Consider the following 21,553-nt stretch of genomic DNA (forward strand, 5'->3'; position numbering starts at 1 on the left):
ACATATAAGCAGAAGCAATACAGATTTTCATAATGCCTGATTACTCGCATATTTGCTTGCGCGCCATGCACTGTTCAGATTTCAAGCAAGAGAAACGCATACAGTATCCTATTTTTATGAATAAAAAAACGCTCCCAGTATAAATGGAAGCGTTGTCTTTATCATTTTAAAATTCACAATTTTCTGTGGCAATCACAAACTTTTTATTTCTTCAATGGATAGTCCTGTAACTTGCGAAATGGTATCAAGTGGAATATTCAAAGATTTCATATTATGTACCATTTCTCTTTTTTCTTCCATGCGACCCTCCATAAGTCCCTCTGCACGACCTTCCATACGTCCTTCCATGCGACCTTCCGCACGCTCGGTATATATATTGTCACGTAGAATCACTATATTATCCAAATGACGATAATATGCATTTAATTCTTCTTTAGTCATCTTATCCAGTTTCAGGCGTTGACGAGCCTCATCCAACCCCGGCGCTGTCGCACTATCAGGTATATCACCAGTATTCATATAATAAATCCATTCTTCCAATGGACTCCGGGCCACTTGATTAAAATCATTGACCTTCAAAATATAATATTCGGGATAAAGCTGACTGACACTATCTACTTTGAACGTCTGTTTCTGGAAAGGAGTCAATTCCAAAACATCTCCCTGATGGATTCCGCGGAATTCAGTTTTTCCATGATATACAATATCCTTTCCACTCCCTAAAGAGAAATATACAATATTGACACTATATACTTTCCTTACTTTGTCATACCCTTCCCCGCGGTTTATGTATTCGGTCACCAATTTCGAAGTGCCGAATAACATATGTTGGAAATACGCATACTCATTATTATTTTGAACTTCAATCAAAATAAGTTCACCCTTTGAGTTTTCCGCAAGCATATCCACCCGATTATACTTGTCAAACTCATCCTCTTGATTGCTCTCACTTTCCAACAGCTTCTGAATGACTATCTTTTCATTTAGAAGAGTGGTAAGAAAGCCCTCGAGAACTGCAAAATTGGCTTTATTACGCAACAAGCGTTTCATTGCCCAATCGAAACGAATATAATTACTTGCCATAAGTTCGTCTCCTTTCCCGTTTTCTTTTTTCATGCAAACAAAGGTAAGCAGAAAATGTTTGATTTCAAGTATATATGATTCAATTTATTTCTGTCTAAGAATATTCTATCTCCCACTCTCCCAAAGTCCGCGTTGCGCTATCGAAATTCACTCCAACTTTAACAACCTTGCGATGGTCTATCTCATAAGGGATGGCATATTGTTTACTATTAATTTGCGCCAATGCCTCTCCAGGAGTACCATCCACCTTGAATTCAAGTACATAAACCGCGTCAGGCATTTTGATTACCACGTCGGCCCTGCCAATGGCATTCTTTACCTCTACATCCACATATTGCCCCATCAAACGGAACAGCAAGTAAAAGATGGTTTGATAGTGTTTTTCCTGATTATTCTCCAAATCATAAGGAATAGAAGAGAAGAAAGAACGGGTACGAAGCAGACATTGCTCAATATCACCTTTCATCAAGTCTCTTACGAAAGAAACTACATAGAAATTACTTTCGCGGGTTGGTTGATTAAGATAGGAAGGAATCAGCGTCTCAATAAAGCCTATTTTAACTTCTTCGTTCGGATAACCTAACGTGTATGTACGAAAAAGAGGTTCATATCCTTTGATAGTCAAATAGCCACTCTGATAAAGTACGGGAATCGGGTCAGTGATAACCTCTGTCGCTTTATCAAAGTCTTCATCTTTCACTTCCATCTTCTCCAAGAGATTGAGATTGAAGTCCATTCGCTGTAACATCTCAATCAAGAAAGTGGGTGTGCCGGTAGAGAACCAGAAACTTTTATATTTTCTTTGAGAAAAAGCATTGAAAAGACTGAACGGGTTATAAATATCTTCACAATGTTCACTGAAATGATAACCGTCATATTGCCGCTTCAAATGCTGGCAGGCTTCTTCATAAGTCTCATTGTTCGCTTGGGCTATCCTCTCAATATCCGGTTGCATCTGACTCCGCAATTCCGGCTCTGTAATACCACAAATAGCACTATAATCATCGCTCATACTGATATTCTGCAAATTGTTTAGCTCACTGAATATGCTCATCTGGCTAAATTTGCTGATACCTGTCAGAAATAAGAAACGAAGGTATTGTCCTTGTGCTTTAAGGGGACTAAAGAACTTTCGCATTTCAGTTCGTAATTGTCCTTGTAAAGCTGAGTCACTATTACTATCCAATAAAGGTGCATCATATTCGTCAATCAATACGACAACCTGCTTTCCTGTCTGTTGATAAATCCGTTGAAGCAAGCCTGTCAAACGAGCTGCATAACTCGTTTCTTCTTCATTTTTCCCATAAGTCCTCTCCCATCCGCTCAGATAAAGATTCAATTGTTCCTGCAAATCTTCAATAGCGGTATATTTCGTTCTGCTGAAATCAATATGCAACACAGGATAAACAGTCCATTCCTGTTCCAACTGTTCTATTGCCAACCCTCCGAATAAATCTTTCTTCCCAGAGAAGTAGGCTTCAAGAGTAGAGACTAGAAGACTTTTTCCGAAACGGCGGGGACGGCTAAGAAAATACACAGTATCAGTATGGACTAATTGATAAATCAATGCAGTTTTATCAATATATACACAATCCATATTACGCAACTGCTCAAAATTCTGTATCCCGATAGGATATCTTCTGAATATCTCTTTCATATCAATCTAATGTTTATTGTTGAAACATGTACAAAGATAGCGTTTTTACACGTATCTTGTACAAATACGGTTCGAATTTCCTATCTTTACCCGTATCATTGTTATATTGAAAACCTCTCTCCGAAGGTTTTCTTTATGTAAAATGGCTCTTAAAAGAGTGACGCTATCCCACCAACATAGTGACGGTATATACTCAGGATAGCGTCACTATCCCGGGCACATACCGTCACTATATTTATGCCGGATATTTCCGGATTATTTTCCCCTTAAAATCAACGTTGTGTAGGCAAGGTAAACTCCTGCGAATCGCAAATTACCCCATTCTCGTCCGCCACTGCTACACGGAATGTGACTTCACCGTCTTTCAGCCTTTCGCCTGCATGGATAGATGCCGTATAACGGATACCTTCGCCCGGAAGAATCTCCTCTATCATAACGGAAGGGGAAATGCCGAGATGTTTCACTTTACCAACGGTTTCTACCACAGGAACTACGTTATAAACTGGTTTCCGCCCTTCATTCATAACTTCAAAGATTATCTTACTGTTCTCTCCCGCATCAATCACATGACTGCGGTTATCATCAATAAAACGAATCCTGCGCAATTTCAGTTGGGTAAGCGGGCGCTGAACCTGCTGCGGCTGTTTCTTGTATTTCTGAACACGGACTTCACGCACCTCAGGAACGTAGGCGTCATCTTCTATCGGGTCTTGTTTAGGTGCAGTCAACGCGCCTCCGATAGCTGCACCGGCAATGGTTCCTACAATATTTCCGATGGCAGAACCACGGTAACCGCCGCGCCAGCCACGATTATTATCTCCGATAAGTCCACCTATCGAACCACCCAGACTGCCTCCGATAGAAGCACCTGCCATGATAGCTCCCGGATTCCCCATACGCCCCGACGCACATCCGCTCAAAATCAAGGCGGAAAGCAAAATTACTGTTAGTTGTTTCTTCATGAACCTCTCTATTTAGTGTTACTTTTCTTATTCTACCACTTTAAAACGAGCGAAACGCAATAATAGTTGTTTGTCACCCGCATTTTTAAAATGGATGGTGGCTTTCGCATTATCTCCCGTTCCTTCTACTTTCATCACTTCTCCCAGTCCGAAACGTTCGTGCTCTATCATTTGTCCGGCTTGCACTCCTGCCACCGATGCAGAACCGGAAGACGATACCTGAGTACCCCCACTGCTGCCTACCGCACTAACCTTCTTCAAGTTTCTCGGCACACTGGGAGCTATTATCTGCGTTTTCGGCCGTTCGCGCTGTTCAGAAGAAGAAGAAGTACTTCCAAAAGGTGCACGTGACGGAGAAGCAGAACGGGTAAATCCGCCTTCTATCTCCCTGCGGAAACGTCCCGCACCTTCATCCACCAAGCGGCTGACTCCCGCCTCATGCGGCATCCGCAAATAATGAACATCAATATCACGCAAGAAACGGCTGGGACTTCCAAACTCCATCTTTCCGTAACGGAAACGGGTTTTGGCAAACGACAGATAACAATGTTCTTCCGCACGGGTAATAGCCACATAAAACAAACGACGCTCCTCTTCCAACGCACGTGGCGAATCTCCTACCATGCCGCTAGGGAACAGGTTTTCTTCCAGACCGACCACAAACACGTTCTTAAATTCCAATCCCTTAGCGGAATGAACGGTCATTAAAGTTATCTTTTCCCCGTCATCCGCCTTATCGGAGTCCTGATCGGTAAGCAATGAAATTTCCGAAAGGAAATCAGTTAGGGATATATTCGGATTGCCTTCTTCCTGCCGTAAAGCACAAAAATCGTTCATACCGTTTACCAACTCTTCAATGTTTTCCTTGCGGCTCAGATTCTCAGGAGAAGTGTCTTGACAGACATCATTGATAATGCCGGATTGACGGATAATATCCGTTCCAATCTCGTATGCGTTCTTTTCTGCCTGTTCGGTAATAAAGCCTTCTATCAACTTACGGAAACCTTGAAGTTTCGCATGTGTTCCTTTGTTGATATTCAAACCATAGCTCAACGGCTCGCAAAGCGCTGCCCACAGGCTGACTCCATTATCGGTGGCTGCCGATATTATCTTGCCGACGGTAGTATCTCCGATACCGCGGGCAGGATAATTGATGATACGCTTGAACGCTTCTTCGTCATTCGGATTCACCACCAGCCGGAAATAAGCGATAACGTCTTTTATCTCCTTTCGTTGATAGAAGGAAAGTCCACCGTAAATCTTATAAGGCATCGTCCGCTTCCGAAGAGCTTCCTCGAAAATACGGCTTTGCGCATTCGTACGATACAGGATAGCGAAATCAGCATAGCCGTAGGAATGTTCGCGGCGCAGTTCGGCTATCTTATTCGCCACAATATCACCCTCTTCCACATCACTGTATGCCTGGAACACACCGATAGCTTCTCCTTTCTCCTTCTCTGAGAATACGGCTTTCCGTATCTGACGTTCGTTCTTCTCAATCAGGCTGTTGGCAGCACAGACAATGGTCTGTGTGGAACGGTAATTCTGCTCCAGTTTGAAGACTTTCGTATTAGGATAGATTTTCGTAAAATAAAGGATATTGTCGATATCCGCCCCACGGAAAGAATAGATACTTTGCGCGTCATCCCCTACGACACAGACACGCTGGTTCTCTTTGGTCAGTTGCAGGACAATACTATGTTGGGCATAGTTTGTATCCTGATACTCGTCCACGAGCACATAGCGGAACTGCTCCCGATAGCGGGCGAGCACATCCGGAAAATCACGGAACAGAATATAGGTATATACCAGCAAGTCATCGAAATCCATGGCTCCCGCCTGGCGGCATCTTTCCCAATAACGGGTATAAATGTCACGGATAGCGGGCATCTTGGCTGCCATATCGCCTTCGTACGCTTCCTTATTGGCAGCATATCCCGTCGGAGTGACCAGGTGGTTCTTGGCATTGGAGATGCGGGATTGCACGACTCCCGGCTTATAGGTCTTTTCGTCAAGCCCCATTTCCTTGATGATGGAACGGAGCAGACTCTTACTATCAGCGGTATCATAAATAGTAAACTGGGAAGTAAATCCGATATACTGCGCTTCGGCACGAAGGATACGGGAGAAAATGGAATGGAAAGTCCCCATCCACAAATAACGTGCCCGCTCCATACCTACCTGGCGGGCAATACGTTCTTTCATCTCACGGGCTGCCTTATTGGTAAAGGTCAGCGCAAGAATGTTCCACGGATTGTAACCGTTCTCCAGCAAATAGGCAATTTTATAAGTCAATACGCGCGTCTTCCCCGAACCCGCACCGGCTATCACCAGTAAAGGCCCGTCGTTGTAAGTCACTGCTGCACACTGACTCTCATTCAATTCCTCTATATAATTGGTATTCATAAACAGCATTATAAAAACAATGTAGTTTTTTAACAAACTCTTGGCGTTCAATTTTGTTCTCAATACAAAAGTATAATATTCATTCGAGAATGAAGGTATTTTTACGATTTTTCATCACTAACTATTTTAACCTAACCCCCAAAAGCAATGAAAAGAGGTATATTTTTATCGATTATTTTGAGTTTAGCCCTGGTCGCCTGTATTCCACAGGCCATGGCACAGAAGCAGAGCCGCATGGAAAAGCTGCTCAGATATCTGAATGACAACGACGCTGACAAATGGCAGAAAAACCGAGAAAAGGTAGACGATGAAACGCAGGCATATTATGCTGAGGAACTGGAACTGCTGGATGTCCTCAACGAACTGTGGAACAACCAAAGCGAACAGGCTGCTACCAATTATTTCGGATGCTACGAGAAGGCAGCCAAATCCTACTTCCCCAACATCTGTGAAGAGGAGAAAATTCAGATTTCCAACGTACAGGACAAAGCGGAGCAATCTATTATCTACATATTAGAGGCTTCGAAAGACCGGATTCCGTTCAGCCGGACATTAATGGACAGTATCCGTTCAAGCGGCTATCCGGCAGACTCCGCCCTGACGCAGAAGATACGGGATATCCGCGAAATGGCATTACTGGAAGGCATGCTGAAAGCACCTGCACCCGGCATTTATCAGACGTATATGGCGGAATATCCGAACGGGAAGTTCGTCTCCCAAATCAATGCCGCCGAAAACAAACGGCTCTACCAGATTGTGAAAAGCAATCCTACACCGGAGAATTTCAAGGCTTTCTTTGATAATCCCGCCATGCAGAAATTCTTCACGGACAAGGATACCCGTCCGTTCCTGGCTGAAGTCCAAGCGTTATATGACAATTACCTGTTCCATAGCATCGACAGCCTGCGGGAAGGGGGAAATGCGACCGCCATCCGGCAAATTATTGACGACTACAAACGTACTCCTTATCTGGATGCCACGGCGCGCAAGCATCTGAATGACCTAGAGTATCTCAGTGAGAAAGCGGATTTTGAGCTTTTGAAGCCGGCTATCGTCAGTTCCGAATCTTTGGATCTGCTGCAGGAATTTCTGAGTACGCATAAATACAAAGAATTCCGCGACCAAGCCAATGCGTTGCGGACGCCGTTTATCCTGCAAGCAATCGTCTCCACTCCTACATCTGTGAAATATTATAACGCGGGACGACTGATAAAGTCTGCCGAAAACGACAGCACAGGAAATATTTCGACCACTTATTCGTACGACGATAAAGGGCAGCTCGTCTCCACCCTCGCACTGACCATGAAAAACGGGCAGGCAAGCAATGAGATACAAACAAGCAGATTATATGACCCGCAGGGGCATTGTATCTTTGAAGTGCAGACGAATCCAAAAACCAAGACGGACATTTACCGACGGACACGCCGCATCGGTGCCGATGGAAGCATCGAGAGCGATTCCCTTAAATATATGGACGGAAGACTTATCATCAGCACTTATGACAAGCAAGGATTACTGACCGAAGCCAAAGAATACAACAAAAACGGGGAACTCCAGACATACACTGCGAACAAATATGATGACAAAGGCAGACTGGTCGCATCGCAACATCAGAACCTGCTTTTCGCCAACTCCCCCGACCAGATTATCTCACAAAAAGAGGCTTACGAGTATGATAAATACGGTTATCTGACGCAGATTGTCTACCAGCGGATTATGGGCAACAACCAGAAAACGTCCGGCTGCCTGACCTGCCTGTACGATAAATACGGGAACCGTATTGATGGAAATTCTTACTACGAATATGACAATACGGGACAATGGATTTGCCGCACGAACCGCGACAACCCGCAAGCAGTGGAACGGATACAGTATATTTATAAATAAAATAAGATACTGTGAACATTTTGCGGAAGGCTTCTGTTATTATAGTATAACAAGCCAATTAAAACTTGTAACATTATGAATACTATATTAATGTCTTTAATTATGATGACCATGACTTACGAAATGCCTAAACTTCCTTACGCAAACAATGCGTTGGAACCTGTAATCAGTCAGCAAACAATAGATTTCCATTACGGAAAACATCTACAAACGTATGTAAATAATCTGAACAGCCTCGTTCCGGGAACAGAATATGAAGGTAAGACGGTGGAAGAAATCGTTGCCGCAGCACCGGATGGAGCTATATTCAATAACGCCGGACAAGTATTGAACCACAACCTGTATTTCCTGCAATTTGCACCGAAACCCTCAAAGAAGGAACCGACAGGCAAACTGGGAGAAGCTATCAAACGCGACTTCGGCAGCTTTGAAAACTTCAAGAAAGAGTTCAACGCAGCAGCAGTAGGATTGTTCGGTTCGGGATGGGCATGGCTGTCCGTTGATAAGAACGGCAAACTGCACATCACCAAAGAAGGAAACGGCAGCAATCCTGTACGTGCCGGATTGAAACCGCTTCTCGGATTCGACGTGTGGGAACACTCTTATTATCTGGATTACCAAAACCGCCGTGCCGACCACGTCAACGCGCTGTGGAATATCATCGACTGGGATGTGGTTGAAAAAAGGATGTAACCGGATTGACTGACTAAACTATACTAATGAAAAGGTCGTTGTGAAAATCACAGCGGCCTTTTTTTTGTATAAGAATAAATAGATGGATTGACAAAGACCATAAGAATGGCGCGCGATTTGTTTTTTCATCCAATCAAAAAAAGGGAATCGGAAGAAAAATGAAAAAAAATCTGCAGATTTAGTGTTTTTCTGTTTCTTTTTCGCTTACTTTGCTCCCGTAAAGACAAAGGGGTGCCCCATGAGGGGCTGAGATTATACCCTAGGAACCTGAGGCAGTTAGCACTGACGTAGGGATTGTGTTTCTTCTTATCGCCTTTCTATAAAAGCACGCTCTTTGTATTTACTTTCAACTTATTTATTCTGATAGGACAATGAAAGTACAAGTGAACAACAAAGAGGTGGAAACGACTCCCGGCTCTACCCTTACACAACTGACAGCGCAACTCGAACTTCCGGTTCAAGGCATCGCTATCGCCGTAAACAACAAAATGATTCCCCGCACCGAGTGGGAACGTTTCATGCTTCATGAGAACGATAACCTGGTAATTATCAAAGCTGCTTGCGGGGGATAACGGAATGGTCAGTCTACAATTTATCACGCATCAGACCGAACGGTATTCATACCTCGAATCGGCACGCATGGCTCTCGAAGGCGGATGCAAATGGATTCAACTACGCATGAAGGAAGCTCCTCTCGAAGAGGTGGAAGCTGTAGCCCTGCAACTGAAGCCGCTCTGCAAGGAGCACGAAGCCGTCTTAATTCTCGATGACCACGTCGAACTGGCTAAGAAGCTGGAAGTGGACGGTGTGCATCTGGGTAAGAAAGACATGCCCATCGACCAGGCACGACAAGTACTCGGAGAAGCCTTTATCATCGGCGGCACGGCAAATACATTCGAAGATGTCGTACAGCATTACCGCGCCGGAGCCGATTATCTCGGCATCGGCCCTTTCCGGTTTACCACCACCAAAAAGAACCTTAGCCCTGTACTGGGCTTGGAAGGCTATGCCTCTATCATGTCGCAGATGAAAGAAGCGAATATCGAACTGCCCGTAGTGGCTATCGGTGGAATTACCGCAGAGGATATTCCCGCTATCCTCCGTACAGGAGTCAACGGGATTGCCATGTCCGGCACGATTCTTCGGGCGGAGAATCCGGTAGCGGAAACACGCAGAATTTTAAGTAACTCATAAATAAAAAACTATCATTCTAAAATTCCCAAAGACATGGAAAAGTTAGTAATTGCAGGACGCGAGTTTAACTCCCGCCTTTTCCTGGGAACAGGAAAATTCAATTCCAATGAAGTAATGGAACAGTCCATCCTGGCATCTGGCACAGAGATGGTTACGGTTGCCATGAAACGTATCGACATGGACAACAAAGAGGACGACATGCTGAAACATATTATCCATCCGAATATCCAGTTATTGCCCAATACTTCCGGTGTGCGTGATGCGGAAGAAGCTGTATTCGCCGCACAACTGGCTCGTGAAGCCTTTGGAACAAACTGGCTGAAACTGGAAATACATCCTGACCCCCGCTATCTGCTCCCCGACTCCATCGAGACATTGAAAGCTACGGAAGAGCTGGTGAAACTGGGTTTTGTCGTGTTGCCTTATTGCCAGGCTGACCCTGTGCTCTGCAAGCGCCTGGAAGAAGCCGGCGCAGCTACCGTCATGCCGCTCGGTGCGCCGATTGGCACGAACAAAGGCCTGCAAACCAAAGAATTCCTGCAAATCATTATCGAACAGGCGGGTATTCCCGTTGTAGTGGATGCCGGTATCGGTGCGCCAAGCCATGCTGCCGAAGCGATGGAACTGGGAGCTTCTGCCGTATTGGTGAACACGGCAATCGCCGTTGCCGGAAACCCGGTAGAGATGGCAAAGGCTTTCAAAGCTGCCACCGAAGCCGGAAGACAGGCTTACGAAGCGGGATTAGGACTGCAAGCCGATAATTTTATAGCGGAGGCGAGTTCACCTTTAACTGCTTTTCTGGATAAATAATTATGAACAAGTAGTTGACTATAAAACAACAATTATGGAACAAAGAATAAAATTCCCCCGCTCTCAGAAAGTATATTTACCCGGTAAACTTTTTCCGAATATCCGTGTGGCCATGCGGAAAGTGGAACAAGTGCCCAGTGTCAGTTTTGAAGGCGAAGAAAAGATAGCGACACCGAATCCTGAGGTATATGTATACGACACCAGCGGGCCCTTCAGTGATACAGAGATGAATATCGACCTTAAAAAGGGATTGCCGCGAATGCGCGAAGAATGGATTGTCGGTCGCGGTGATGTGGAACAGCTTCCTGAAATCACCTCTGAATACGGACGGATGAGACGGGATGACAAAAGTCTCGACCATCTGCGTTTTGAACATATCGCCCTGCCCTATCGTGCGAAAAAGGGAGAAGCCATCACACAAATGGCGTATGCGAAAAGAGGTATCATAACTCCCGAAATGGAATACGTAGCCATCCGCGAAAATATGAATTGCGAGGAATTGGGAATCAAGACGCATATCACTCCCGAATTCGTCCGCCAGGAAATAGCTGAAGGCCGTGCCGTACTGCCTGCCAACATCAACCATCCAGAAGCGGAACCAATGATTATCGGACGTAACTTCCTGGTAAAAATCAATACAAATATCGGCAACTCGGCTACTACTTCGAGCATTGACGAAGAGGTGGAAAAAGCACTGTGGAGCTGCAAATGGGGCGGTGACACTTTGATGGATCTCTCCACAGGAGAGAATATCCATGAGACACGCGAGTGGATTATCCGCAACTGTCCTGTTCCGGTCGGTACGGTTCCTATCTATCAGGCGCTCGAAAAAGTGAACGGTGTAGTGGAAGACCTGACTTGGGAAATCTACCGGGATACCTTGATTGAGCAATGTGAGCAAGGAGTGGATTATTTTACGATTCATGCAGGTATCCGTCGCCACAATGTGCACCTTGCCGACAAGCGGTTGTGCGGTATCGTCAGCCGTGGGGGAAGTATCATGAGCAAATGGTGTCTGGTTCACGACCGGGAAAGTTTCCTGTACGAGCACTTTGACGATATTTGTGATATTTTGGCGGAATATGATGTAGCGGTATCTTTAGGTGACGGACTGCGTCCGGGTTCCATCTACGATGCCAACGATGAAGCCCAGTTTGCAGAACTGGATACAATGGGAGAACTCGTACTCCGTGCCTGGGACAAGAATGTACAGGCATTTATCGAAGGCCCCGGCCATGTGCCGATGCACAAGATTAAGGAGAATATGGAACGCCAGATTGAGAAGTGCCATGACGCGCCATTCTACACGCTCGGCCCGTTGGTGACGGACATTGCCCCGGGATACGACCATATCACTTCCGCTATCGGTGCAGCGCAGATAGGCTGGCTGGGTACGGCAATGCTATGTTATGTAACTCCGAAAGAGCATCTTGCCCTGCCGGACAAAGAGGACGTACGCGTAGGAGTTATCACCTATAAAATTGCCGCTCACGCCGCCGACCTTGCCAAAGGGCATCCGGGCGCACAGGTACGGGACAATGCATTGAGCAAAGCACGTTATGAATTCCGCTGGAAAGACCAGTTCGACTTGTCCCTCGACCCGGAACGGGCACAGACGTATTTCCGTGCCGGACATCATATCGACGGTGAATATTGCACGATGTGCGGCCCTAACTTCTGTGCGATGCGGTTATCACGTGATTTAAAAAAGAGTAAAAAAAATGATTAATACAATGTTCTCAGACGAATTAGAAAAAATATCCTGGGAAGAGACGACAAAAGCCATCTATTCCAAAACAGATGCCGACGTACGCCGTGCGCTAGGCAAGAAAGAGCATTTGGACGTCAACGACTTTATGGCGCTGATTTCACCTGCCGCCGCTCCCTATCTGGAAGTGATGGCACGTCTCAGCCAAAAATACACGATGGAACGGTTCGGCAAAACAATCTCGATGTTTGTCCCGCTCTACCTGACTAATTCATGCACTAATTCCTGTGTCTATTGCGGTTTCCACATCAGTAACCCGATGAAGAGGACAATACTGACAGAGGAAGAGATTATCAATGAATACAAGGCTATCAAGCGGTTGGCTCCTTTTGAGAATCTTCTGCTCGTGACGGGCGAGAACCCTGCGGCAGCCGGAGTTCCGTATATCGCCCGTGCGCTGGATTTGGCAAAGCCTTATTTCAGTAATCTGCAAATCGAGGTAATGCCGCTGAAAGCGGAAGAGTATAAGGAACTGACGGAGCATGGACTGAACGGCGTAATCTGTTTTCAGGAAACTTACAACAAGGCAAACTACAAGACGTACCATCCAAGAGGCATGAAGTCTAAATTTGAATGGCGCGTCAATGGTTTTGACCGCATGGGACAGGCAGGTGTACATAAAATCGGCATGGGTGTCCTGATAGGCCTGGAAGAATGGCGGACAGATGTAACGATGATGGCGTATCATCTGCGTTATCTTCAAAAGCACTACTGGAAAACCAAATATAGCGTAAACTTCCCCCGTATGCGTCCGTCGGAGAATGGCGGTTTCCAACCGAATGTTATCATGAACGACCGGGAACTGGCGCAACTGACATTCGCCATGCGTATCTTCGACCATGATGTAGACATCTCCTATTCTACCCGTGAAAGTGCAGAAATCCGGAACAATATGGCAACACTGGGTGTTACGACCATGAGTGCGGAAAGCAAGACAGAGCCGGGAGGATATTACAGTTATCCCCAGACATTGGAGCAATTCCATGTCAGTGACGAACGGAAAGCGGTTGAAGTGGAACGTGATTTGAAGAAATTAGGCCGTGAACCCATCTGGAAGGATTGGGATCAGTCATTCGATTTTAAAAGATAAGCGGATGCGGTACGACAGGCAAATAATTCTTCCCGAAATCGGAGAAGAAGGTCAAAGAGAACTGCAAGAAGCCAAAGTGCTTATTGTAGGCGTGGGAGGGCTGGGCTCTCCCATAGCCCTTTACCTGGCGGGTGCCGGTGTGGGATATATCGGGCTGGTAGATGATGACAGGGTAAGTATCAGCAATCTGCAACGGCAAGTGCTTTATTCCGAAAAAGAGCTGGACAGGCCTAAGGCAGTTTGTGCGGCGGAACGGCTCTCTGCCCTTAACAGTGAAATCAAGGTACACCACTACCCCACCCGGCTGACAGAGGAGAATGCCCGCGACATTATCCGGGAATACGACATGGTTGTGGATGGCTGCGACAACTTCGCCACACGTTATCTGATTAATGATATTTGTATCGAACAGGGAAAGCCGTACGTATACGGTGCTATCTGTGGTTTCGAAGGACAAGTTTCGGTATTCAATTATGGAAACCGGAAGAAAAGTTACCGCGACCTTTATCCCGATGAAGAAGAAATGAAGCGGATGCCACCGCCACCTAAAGGCGTAATGGGAATAACTCCCGCTGTCGTAGGAAGCATTGAAGCTACGGAAGTCCTGAAAATAATCTGTGGTTTTGGCAACGTTTTAGCGGGCGAGCTATGGACTATTGACTTGCGGACATTGCAATCTAACAAATTTTCACTATAAACGTTGGTTTGTGATATAGTTAATTACTAACTTTGCTAAACAATCCAAGTTAACAAAGGAAATGAAATTAATTGTAGTCACCACACCCACTTTCTTCGTTGAAGAAGATAAGATTATTACTGCTCTTTTCGAAGAGGGACTGGACATTCTACATCTTAGGAAACCGGAGACTCCGGCCATGTATTCAGAACGGTTACTGACGCTTATCCCTGAAAAATATCACCGTCGCATTGTCACACACGAGCACTTTTACTTGAAAGAAGAATTCAACCTGATGGGGATTCATCTGAATGCACGTAATCCGAAAGAGCCGCATGACTATGCGGGGCACGTCAGTTGTTCCTGCCATTCTGTCGAAGAAGTGAAAAATAGAAAGCATTTCTATGATTATGTTTTCATGAGTCCTATCTATGACAGCATCTCCAAGGTGAACTACTATTCTACATATACCGCCGAAGAATTGCGTGAGGCTCAAAAAGCCAGAATCATTGACTCCAAAGTAATGGCATTGGGCGGTATCAACGAAGATAACTTACTCGAAATTAAAGATTTCGGTTTTGGTGGGGCTGTCGTACTGGGTGACCTTTGGAATAGGTTCGATGCTTGCTCGGATCAAGATTATCTGGCTGTGATTGAGCATTTCAAGAAGTTGAAGAAGTTGTCGGATTAAAATAAATGCGTAACTTAGTTTATAATAAAGAAAGGGAATCCCCTATTTTTAAGGGACTCCCTTTCCTGTTTTTTGTTCGTTTCTCCTTATCAGAATTCGTAGTGGAAGCCAAATGACAAGTCCTCGCTGCCAAATGAAAATCCGTAACCGTTAGTGCCATACACATAATCATCCCTATATCCTAGAAAACCACATTTGGTCACCAAACTGAAATGATCGTTCAATTTTATAGCAAGTCCCGGCTTGATACCTAATTCAAAACCACCTTCAGATTCTCCATCCCACTTTACAGAGGAAACTCCGATACCACCATCCAAAAACAGGCGTACCACTTTATTTTCATAATATGAATAGCGAACGTAAGGAGCAAAACTGAAAGCATTTTTGAAGCCGGCCGTCTCTTCGCTGTTATGTGCAAATCCCAATGTAGCCCCGACTGCCCATTGCTCACTCAAATTATATCCAAGCTCCGGCTCTATCAAAAAAGAAGTATTATCAGCATCATCATTATGCCACAATGCAACATTACCACCTACATAGAATTGAGCCTTGGCAGACAATGCTACCATTACCACAAAAAACAAAATTACAATCTTTTTCATTTTATCGTTGTCTTTAATTAAACACTACGGGGGAAATCCCCGAAATACCTTATCATTTTTCGGGGTGCAAAAGTATAATCCTTTTCTTGATAAAACAACTTTTTAGTTAGTTTTTTATAAAATACACAGTTTATCAGCTCACAAAAAAATAGACTGCAAATACTTTCTCAAGTATTTACAGCCTATTTATCAGATAGTTAAGTACCTAACCAGTGTATTCAACTACCCTTCTATTGCTGCCTGCGCCGCAGCCAATCTTGCGATAGGCACGCGGAATGGAGAACAACTAACGTAGTTTAATCCTACTCTGTGACAGAATTTCACTGAAGAAGGTTCGCCACCATGTTCACCGCAAATACCGCATTTCAAATCCGGACGGATAGCACGGCCTTTTTCTGTTGCCATACGAACCAATTGTCCCACACCATTCTGGTCGAGCACCTGGAACGGGTCTACTTTCAAAATCTTCTTTTCCAGATAAACAGGAAGGAAAGAAGCAATATCATCACGAGAATAACCAAAGGTCATCTGCGTCAAGTCATTTGTACCGAATGAGAAGAACTCAGCAGAAGAAGCAATACGGTCGGCTGTCAAAGCTGCACGCGGAATTTCGATCATTGTACCTACTTTAAAGTCAATGCTGTCTCCCAGTTCTTCAAACAGCTTCGCTGCTTCCGTACGAATCACACTTTCCTGTTCCTTGAATTCATACAAGATACCGGTCAACGGAACCATGATTTCCGGATGAGTCTCCACTCCTTCTTTCTTCAGTTCCAATGCAGCACCCAGGATAGCACGTGTCTGCATCTGAGTAATTTCAGGATATGTATTTCCCAGACGGCAACCACGGTGACCCAACATCGGGTTGTGTTCACACAGTGATTCTACACGTTGCTGGATATACTGCAAACTTACACCCATGGTATCCGCCATCTCCTGCTGTCCCTTCAGATCGTGGGGAACGAACTCGTGCAAAGGAGGATCGAGCAGACGTACAGTCACCGGACAACCTGCCATTGCCTTAAAGATACCCTTAAAGTCTGCCTGCTGGTACGGAAGAATCTTAGCCAATGCCTTGCGACGTCCTTCGGCATCTTCTGCCAGAATCATTTCACGCATTGCCTTAATCTTCTCACCTTCAAAGAACATATGTTCCGTACGGCAAAGACCGATACCTACCGCACCGAAGTTACGGGCCACTTCCGCATCATGAGGAGTATCCGCATTGGTACGTACTTGCAGACGGGTATATTTATCGGCAAGTGTCATCAATTCGGCAAAGTCGCCGGAAAGCTCGGCAGCTTTCGTCTCTACCTTACCATTATATACCACACCCGTACTTCCGTTCAGAGAGATGTAATCGCCTTCTTTCAGCACCACACCATCAATTTCCACCGTACGTGTCTTATAGTCAATATTCAGAGCACCTGCACCCGATACACAGCATTTACCCATACCGCGGGCTACTACGGCAGCATGAGAAGTCATACCGCCACGGGCTGTAAGAATCCCTTCGGCAACAGCCATACCTGCCAAGTCCTCAGGAGAAGTTTCGATACGAACCATCACCACACGTTTTCCGGCAGCATGCCATTCGGCAGCGTCCTCAGCGAAGAATACAATCTGGCCTGTCGCAGCACCCGGAGAAGCCGGCAGACCGCGGGTCAATACTTTTGCCTTCTTCAAAGCATCCTTGTCAAATACAGGGTGAAGCAGTTCGTCCAACTTATTCGGTTCTACGCGCATCAAAGCAGTCTTTTCGTCAATCATGCCCTGACGAAGCAAATCCATAGCAATCTTCACCATGGCAGCACCCGTACGTTTACCGTTACGTGTCTGAAGGAACCAGAGTTTACCTTCCTGTACGGTGAACTCCATGTCCTGCATATCTTTATAGTGGTTTTCCAGTTTCGTCTGAAGCTCATCCAGTTCTTTATAGATTTCCGGCATAGCCTCTTCCATAGAAGGATATTTCGCAGCGCGTTCCTCTTCGCTTACACCGGCCAGTTGAGCCCAGCGTTGAGAACCGATCTTGGTAATCTGTTGCGGAGTACGGATACCGGCTACTACGTCTTCACCTTGCGCGTTAATCAAGTACTCACCATTGAAAAGGTCTTCACCCGTACCGGCGTCACGTGAGAAACAAACACCGGTTGCGGAAGTATCTCCCATATTACCGAATACCATTGCCTGTACGTTTACGGCTGTTCCCCATTCGTCAGGAATACTTTCCATCTTACGGTAGAGGATAGCACGTTCATTCATCCACGAATCAAATACAGCGCAGATGGCTCCCCAAAGTTGTTCGTATGCACAAGTCGGGAAATCTTTTCCGGTCTGTTCTTTTACGGCAGCCTTAAATTTCTTCACGAGTTCTTTCAGGTCTTCCACTTCCAACTCGTTATCAAGTTTCACCCCTTTCGCTTCTTTCACCTCTTCGATGATTTCTTCGAACGGGTCGATGTCATCCTTATTAGTAGGCTTCATTCCCAAAACCACATCACCGTACATTTGTACAAAACGACGGTAAGAATCCCATGCAAAACGTGCATTGCCTGTCTTACGGATAATTCCTTCCACCACTTCGTCATTCAAACCAAGGTTGAGGATAGTATCCATCATACCCGGCATGGATGCGCGGGCGCCGGAACGTACAGACACCAACAAAGGATTTTCAATGTCACCAAATTTTGATTTCATCAAGCCTTCTACATTAGAGATAGCCTTAACGACTTCATCTTTCAGCAATTCAACCACTTTATCACGTCCTAACGTGTTGTATTCCGTACAAACATCTGTAGTTATTGTGAATCCGGGAGGGACTGGAATTCCGATTAAATTCATTTCGGCAAGGTTTGCACCTTTACCACCCAGCAAATTCTTCATGTCGGCTTTTCCTTCCGCCTGACCATTTCCAAAGGTATAAACTCTTTTTTTATCCATAATATTGTGTTTAAAGTTACATTATGACTTTTTTCTGTTCGCAAATCTAAGGATATTTCGCAAACCAGAAAACTTTTTGCGAAAAAACTTTCTATCAAAATGCAATTTCGACATTACAATCTGGATTATTTCAACAGACACGAAAATTTTCCAAAAAAAATACCTACTTTTGCAAAGTAATTATTAGACTGGTGTAAAAGTGGCAAGAAAGAAAAAAGAGCTTCCCCTATTGGAGAAGGTAACAATCATGGATGTGGCTGCCGAAGGAAAAGCCATCGCAAAAGTAAACGACCTGGTGATTTTTGTTCCCTACGTAGTGCCGGGTGATGTCGTAGACCTTCAGATCAAGCGTAAGAAGAATAAATATGCCGAAGCAGAAGCGGTGAAGTTTCATGAACTGTCGCCCGACCGCGCCGTTCCTTTCTGCCAGCACTATGGCGTATGCGGCGGCTGTAAGTGGCAGGTGCTCCCCTATCCGGAGCAAATCAGATATAAGCAGAAACAAGTGGAAGATAACCTGAGACGTATCGGCAAGATCGAACTTCCCGAAATTTCCCCTATTCTCGGTTCGGCAAAAACCGAATGGTACAGGAACAAGCTGGAGTTCACATTCTCCAATAAACGTTGGCTGACCAACGAGGAAGTCCGTCAGGATGTGAAGTATGACCAGATGAATGCTGTCGGTTTCCATATTCCGGGAGCGTTCGACAAGGTACTGGCTATCGAGAAATGCTGGTTGCAGGACGATATATCCAACCGTATCCGTAACGCGATACGCGATTATGCTTATGAGCACGATTATTCTTTTATTAATCTGCGCACACAGGAAGGCATGTTGCGGAACATGATTGTCCGTACTTCATCGACAGGTGAGCTGATGGTAATCATCATTTGCAAAATCACGGAAGACCACGAGATGGAACTGTTCAAGCAACTGCTTCAGTTCGTTGCCGACTCTTTCCCGGAAATTACTTCTCTATTATACATTATTAATAATAAGTGCAACGACACCATCAACGATTTGGATGTGCACGTATTCAAAGGCAAGGATCATATCTTTGAGGAGATGGAAGGACTGCGTTTCAAGGTAGGCCCGAAATCGTTCTATCAGACTAATTCGGAACAGGCATATAACCTGTATAAGATAGCCCGTGACTTTGCCGGACTGACCGGAAACGAGCTGGTGTATGACCTTTATACCGGAACAGGAACGATTGCCAATTTCGTCTCACGCCAGGCTCGTCAGGTGATTGGCATCGAGTATGTGCCGGAAGCTATCGAAGACGCAAAAGTAAATGCGGAAATCAATGATATCAAGAACACTTTGTTCTATGCCGGCGACATGAAGGATATGCTGACTCAGGAATTCATCAATCAGCACGGACGTCCGGATGTCATCATCACAGACCCGCCTCGTGCGGGTATGCATCAGGATGTGGTTGATGTCATTTTGTTTGCCGAGCCCAAACGTATTGTTTATGTAAGTTGTAATCCTGCTACCCAGGCACGCGATTTGCAGTTGCTGGATGGTAAATACAAGGTGAAGGCAGTGCAGCCGGTAGATATGTTCCCTCACACTCATCATGTGGAGAATGTAGTATTGCTAGAACTTCGATAAAAGAAAAAAGAAATGGAAAAAAGACCAAGAAAGACGCCTGCTGAAAAAGCACGTGCCCAATATACGAATTATGCAGTCAGAGAACCGATGGAACTCATGGACTTTCTGGCTGCCAAGATGCCGGACGCAAGCCGCACAAAGCTGAAATCTTTGTTAAGCAAGCGGGTGGTATTTGTTGATAATGTGATTACTACACAATTCAACTTCCCCCTTCAACCGGGAATGAAGGTGAAAATCAGCAAGCAAAAAGGAAAGAAAGAGTTTAACAACAGATTGCTGAAAATCGTGTATGAAGACGCTTATATCATTGTTGTCGAGAAGATGCAAGGACTCTTGTCTGTCAATACGGAGCGTCAGAAAGAGCGTACCGCTTATACAATACTTAATGAATATGTACAACGTTCGGGACGTCAGTTTCGCGTATTCGTCGTTCACCGCCTGGACAGGGACACTTCCGGCTTGATGATGTTTGCCAAAGACGAGAAGACCCAGCGGGTTCTGCGTGATAACTGGCACGAAATAGTGACCGACCGCAGATACGTAGCCGTAGTGGAAGGAACTATGGAAAAAGATTATGATACGGTAGTATCCTGGTTGACCGACAAGACTTTGTATGTAAGTTCCAGCGAATATGATGATGGCGGTTCAAAATCAATCACCCATTATAGAACAATCAAACGTGCGAACGGGTATTCTCTTATGGAACTCGACCTGGAGACAGGACGCAAGAATCAGATTCGTGTACATATGCAGGATTTGGGTCATCCGATTGTCGGTGATGGAAGATATGGCGGAGAAAACTATTCGAATCCTATCGGACGGTTAGCCCTTCATGCCTTCAAGCTTTGTTTTTATCATCCGGTAACGGGAGATTTAATGGAGTTTGAGACACCTTATCCGGGAGATTTCAAGAAGTTGTTTCTGAAGAAATAAAAAATAAAAGCGGAACTCTTTAAAAAAGAGACTTCCGCTTTTTATTTATATTAAAATATTCATCTTCTATTGCATTTCCAATGTAAAAGGGAAACCCTCTGAATCTCCTGTCAAATAAAAAATTCCAGTCATTAACCCCCGACGTATGTTCACATCATCCATGTAGGAGATTCCATTTCTACCATAATCCAAAATAAGGTTATTACTGTAACGTTCCTCCCAATACCACTGAAAACGAAAATGATCATATAGTTCACCGTTACGATAATATTGATATTCTTCACCAAAACCATCCGGATCAAAAGTAAACTCACTATATATATACCTTCCATTGGCAGCACTCATGCCGACATCTCCTGTCCATATCCTGCCGAACATCTGCTCTTCTAAATCTTCATCGTCCTCGCACGAAGCAAAGCCAACCAATAAAGTCAGCATCATTAAGATACCTGCATATCTCTTAATCATTTTCATAATTTTCCAGTTTATTGCGTTTATAAATACAAATTTAGCGTTTTTATTTTACTATACGCTCCAAGC

18 protein-coding genes and 1 riboswitch are annotated in these 21,553 nt (G+C 44.9%); of the genes, 11 read left to right on the top strand and 7 right to left on the bottom strand.

The annotated features are described in order from the left end of the window. Nucleotides 1-192: 192 nt before the first annotated feature. The 4 genes from ACGHVY_RS08765 to ACGHVY_RS08780 all read right to left on the bottom strand — a co-directional run bounded on the left by ACGHVY_RS08765 (nucleotide 193) and on the right by ACGHVY_RS08780 (nucleotide 6,108). Nucleotides 193-1,116 carry a PD-(D/E)XK nuclease family transposase gene (locus ACGHVY_RS08765; RefSeq protein ID WP_390598457.1) on the bottom strand — a complete coding sequence of 308 codons (924 nt, stop codon included), beginning with the start codon at nucleotides 1,114-1,116 and terminating at the stop codon, nucleotides 193-195. A gap of 61 nt (nucleotides 1,117-1,177) precedes the next feature. After that, nucleotides 1,178-2,740, bottom strand: a complete 1,563-nt coding sequence (locus ACGHVY_RS08770) for an ATP-binding protein (protein WP_390598458.1) — start codon at nucleotides 2,738-2,740, stop codon at nucleotides 1,178-1,180. Between the two features lie 272 nt (nucleotides 2,741-3,012). Beyond that, nucleotides 3,013-3,702 carry a glycine zipper family protein gene (locus tag ACGHVY_RS08775; protein ID WP_390598460.1) on the bottom strand — a complete coding sequence of 230 codons (690 nt, stop codon included), beginning with the start codon at nucleotides 3,700-3,702 and terminating at the stop codon, nucleotides 3,013-3,015. 27 nt (nucleotides 3,703-3,729) lie between these two features. Next, complete coding sequence (locus ACGHVY_RS08780; RefSeq protein ID WP_390598461.1) at nucleotides 3,730-6,108, bottom strand: ATP-dependent helicase; 2,379 nt, start codon at nucleotides 6,106-6,108, stop codon at nucleotides 3,730-3,732. A gap of 147 nt (nucleotides 6,109-6,255) precedes the next feature. Here ACGHVY_RS08780 and ACGHVY_RS08785 point away from each other — a divergent pair, with 147 nt between their 5' ends. The 9 genes from ACGHVY_RS08785 (at nucleotide 6,256) to ACGHVY_RS08825 (ending at nucleotide 14,917) form a co-directional block, all read left to right on the top strand. Beyond that, entirely contained in the window at nucleotides 6,256-7,995 is a 1,740-nt protein-coding gene (locus ACGHVY_RS08785; RefSeq protein WP_390598463.1) for an RHS repeat domain-containing protein, read from the top strand. 75 nt (nucleotides 7,996-8,070) lie between these two features. Continuing rightward, nucleotides 8,071-8,688: a superoxide dismutase gene (locus ACGHVY_RS08790; RefSeq protein ID WP_308745301.1), complete on the top strand. Its 618-nt coding sequence runs from the start codon at nucleotides 8,071-8,073 to the stop codon at nucleotides 8,686-8,688. Nucleotides 8,689-8,905: 217 nt separating this feature from the next. Beyond that, nucleotides 8,906-8,999, top strand: a riboswitch (TPP riboswitch). 60 nt (nucleotides 9,000-9,059) lie between these two features. Beyond that, a complete protein-coding gene (gene thiS, locus ACGHVY_RS08795) occupies nucleotides 9,060-9,260 on the top strand; it encodes a sulfur carrier protein ThiS (RefSeq protein ID WP_390598465.1) in 201 nt (66 codons plus the stop codon). 4 nt (nucleotides 9,261-9,264) lie between these two features. Further along, nucleotides 9,265-9,882 (top strand): thiamine phosphate synthase, encoded by a 618-nt coding sequence (locus ACGHVY_RS08800; protein ID WP_390598466.1) that lies wholly within the window; start codon nucleotides 9,265-9,267, stop codon nucleotides 9,880-9,882. Nucleotides 9,883-9,915: 33 nt separating this feature from the next. Next, nucleotides 9,916-10,692 (top strand): thiazole synthase, encoded by a 777-nt coding sequence (locus ACGHVY_RS08805; protein WP_308745304.1) that lies wholly within the window; start codon nucleotides 9,916-9,918, stop codon nucleotides 10,690-10,692. A gap of 34 nt (nucleotides 10,693-10,726) precedes the next feature. Continuing rightward, nucleotides 10,727-12,421 (top strand): phosphomethylpyrimidine synthase ThiC, encoded by a 1,695-nt coding sequence (thiC, locus tag ACGHVY_RS08810; RefSeq protein WP_390598468.1) that lies wholly within the window; start codon nucleotides 10,727-10,729, stop codon nucleotides 12,419-12,421. A 4-nt stretch (nucleotides 12,422-12,425) separates the two neighbouring features. Continuing rightward, nucleotides 12,426-13,550, top strand: a complete 1,125-nt coding sequence (thiH, locus tag ACGHVY_RS08815) for a 2-iminoacetate synthase ThiH (RefSeq protein ID WP_308745316.1) — start codon at nucleotides 12,426-12,428, stop codon at nucleotides 13,548-13,550. A 4-nt stretch (nucleotides 13,551-13,554) separates the two neighbouring features. Beyond that, nucleotides 13,555-14,247 (top strand): HesA/MoeB/ThiF family protein, encoded by a 693-nt coding sequence (locus ACGHVY_RS08820; protein ID WP_390598470.1) that lies wholly within the window; start codon nucleotides 13,555-13,557, stop codon nucleotides 14,245-14,247. Between the two features lie 61 nt (nucleotides 14,248-14,308). Next, nucleotides 14,309-14,917: a thiamine phosphate synthase gene (locus ACGHVY_RS08825; protein ID WP_308745307.1), complete on the top strand. Its 609-nt coding sequence runs from the start codon at nucleotides 14,309-14,311 to the stop codon at nucleotides 14,915-14,917. An 89-nt stretch (nucleotides 14,918-15,006) separates the two neighbouring features. Here ACGHVY_RS08825 and ACGHVY_RS08830 read toward each other — a convergent pair whose 3' ends face one another. Then, the gene (locus tag ACGHVY_RS08830; RefSeq protein ID WP_308745308.1) at nucleotides 15,007-15,519 is read right to left on the bottom strand and encodes an outer membrane beta-barrel protein; all 513 of its coding nucleotides are present in this window, start codon (nucleotides 15,517-15,519) and stop codon (nucleotides 15,007-15,009) included. 222 nt (nucleotides 15,520-15,741) lie between these two features. Continuing rightward, nucleotides 15,742-18,462, bottom strand: coding sequence for a pyruvate, phosphate dikinase (gene ppdK, locus ACGHVY_RS08835; protein WP_390598472.1), 2,721 nt, complete (start codon nucleotides 18,460-18,462; stop codon nucleotides 15,742-15,744). A 247-nt stretch (nucleotides 18,463-18,709) separates the two neighbouring features. Here ppdK and rlmD point away from each other — a divergent pair, with 247 nt between their 5' ends. Then, entirely contained in the window at nucleotides 18,710-20,080 is a 1,371-nt protein-coding gene (rlmD, locus tag ACGHVY_RS08840) for a 23S rRNA (uracil(1939)-C(5))-methyltransferase RlmD (RefSeq protein WP_308745317.1), read from the top strand. 12 nt (nucleotides 20,081-20,092) lie between these two features. Next, nucleotides 20,093-21,013: an RluA family pseudouridine synthase gene (locus ACGHVY_RS08845; protein ID WP_308745310.1), complete on the top strand. Its 921-nt coding sequence runs from the start codon at nucleotides 20,093-20,095 to the stop codon at nucleotides 21,011-21,013. A gap of 66 nt (nucleotides 21,014-21,079) precedes the next feature. On the opposite strand, the gene ACGHVY_RS08850 is transcribed toward ACGHVY_RS08845, so the two are convergent. Continuing rightward, entirely contained in the window at nucleotides 21,080-21,478 is a 399-nt protein-coding gene (locus tag ACGHVY_RS08850) for a hypothetical protein (RefSeq protein ID WP_308745318.1), read from the bottom strand. Between the last annotated feature and the right edge of the window lie 75 nt (nucleotides 21,479-21,553).

This window comes from Bacteroides sp. f07 (assembly GCF_042854785.1).
In the GTDB taxonomy this organism is placed as follows: domain Bacteria; phylum Bacteroidota; class Bacteroidia; order Bacteroidales; family Bacteroidaceae; genus Bacteroides.

Coding starts and splice junctions, on each gene's coding strand:
- ACGHVY_RS08825 (WP_308745307.1), top strand. CDS start 14,309: ATGAAATTAATTGTAGTCACCACACCCACTTTCTTCGTTGAAGAAGAT.
- ACGHVY_RS08770 (WP_390598458.1), bottom strand. CDS start 2,740: ATGAAAGAGATATTCAGAAGATATCCTATCGGGATACAGAATTTTGAG.
- ACGHVY_RS08780 (WP_390598461.1), bottom strand. CDS start 6,108: ATGAATACCAATTATATAGAGGAATTGAATGAGAGTCAGTGTGCAGCA.
- thiS (WP_390598465.1), top strand. CDS start 9,060: ATGAAAGTACAAGTGAACAACAAAGAGGTGGAAACGACTCCCGGCTCT.
- thiH (WP_308745316.1), top strand. CDS start 12,426: ATGTTCTCAGACGAATTAGAAAAAATATCCTGGGAAGAGACGACAAAA.
- thiC (WP_390598468.1), top strand. CDS start 10,727: ATGGAACAAAGAATAAAATTCCCCCGCTCTCAGAAAGTATATTTACCC.
- ACGHVY_RS08785 (WP_390598463.1), top strand. CDS start 6,256: ATGAAAAGAGGTATATTTTTATCGATTATTTTGAGTTTAGCCCTGGTC.
- ACGHVY_RS08790 (WP_308745301.1), top strand. CDS start 8,071: ATGAATACTATATTAATGTCTTTAATTATGATGACCATGACTTACGAA.
- ACGHVY_RS08775 (WP_390598460.1), bottom strand. CDS start 3,702: ATGAAGAAACAACTAACAGTAATTTTGCTTTCCGCCTTGATTTTGAGC.
- ppdK (WP_390598472.1), bottom strand. CDS start 18,462: ATGGATAAAAAAAGAGTTTATACCTTTGGAAATGGTCAGGCGGAAGGA.
- ACGHVY_RS08820 (WP_390598470.1), top strand. CDS start 13,555: ATGCGGTACGACAGGCAAATAATTCTTCCCGAAATCGGAGAAGAAGGT.
- ACGHVY_RS08830 (WP_308745308.1), bottom strand. CDS start 15,519: ATGAAAAAGATTGTAATTTTGTTTTTTGTGGTAATGGTAGCATTGTCT.
- ACGHVY_RS08805 (WP_308745304.1), top strand. CDS start 9,916: ATGGAAAAGTTAGTAATTGCAGGACGCGAGTTTAACTCCCGCCTTTTC.
- ACGHVY_RS08845 (WP_308745310.1), top strand. CDS start 20,093: ATGGAAAAAAGACCAAGAAAGACGCCTGCTGAAAAAGCACGTGCCCAA.
- ACGHVY_RS08800 (WP_390598466.1), top strand. CDS start 9,265: ATGGTCAGTCTACAATTTATCACGCATCAGACCGAACGGTATTCATAC.
- ACGHVY_RS08765 (WP_390598457.1), bottom strand. CDS start 1,116: ATGAAAAAAGAAAACGGGAAAGGAGACGAACTTATGGCAAGTAATTAT.
- rlmD (WP_308745317.1), top strand. CDS start 18,710: ATGGATGTGGCTGCCGAAGGAAAAGCCATCGCAAAAGTAAACGACCTG.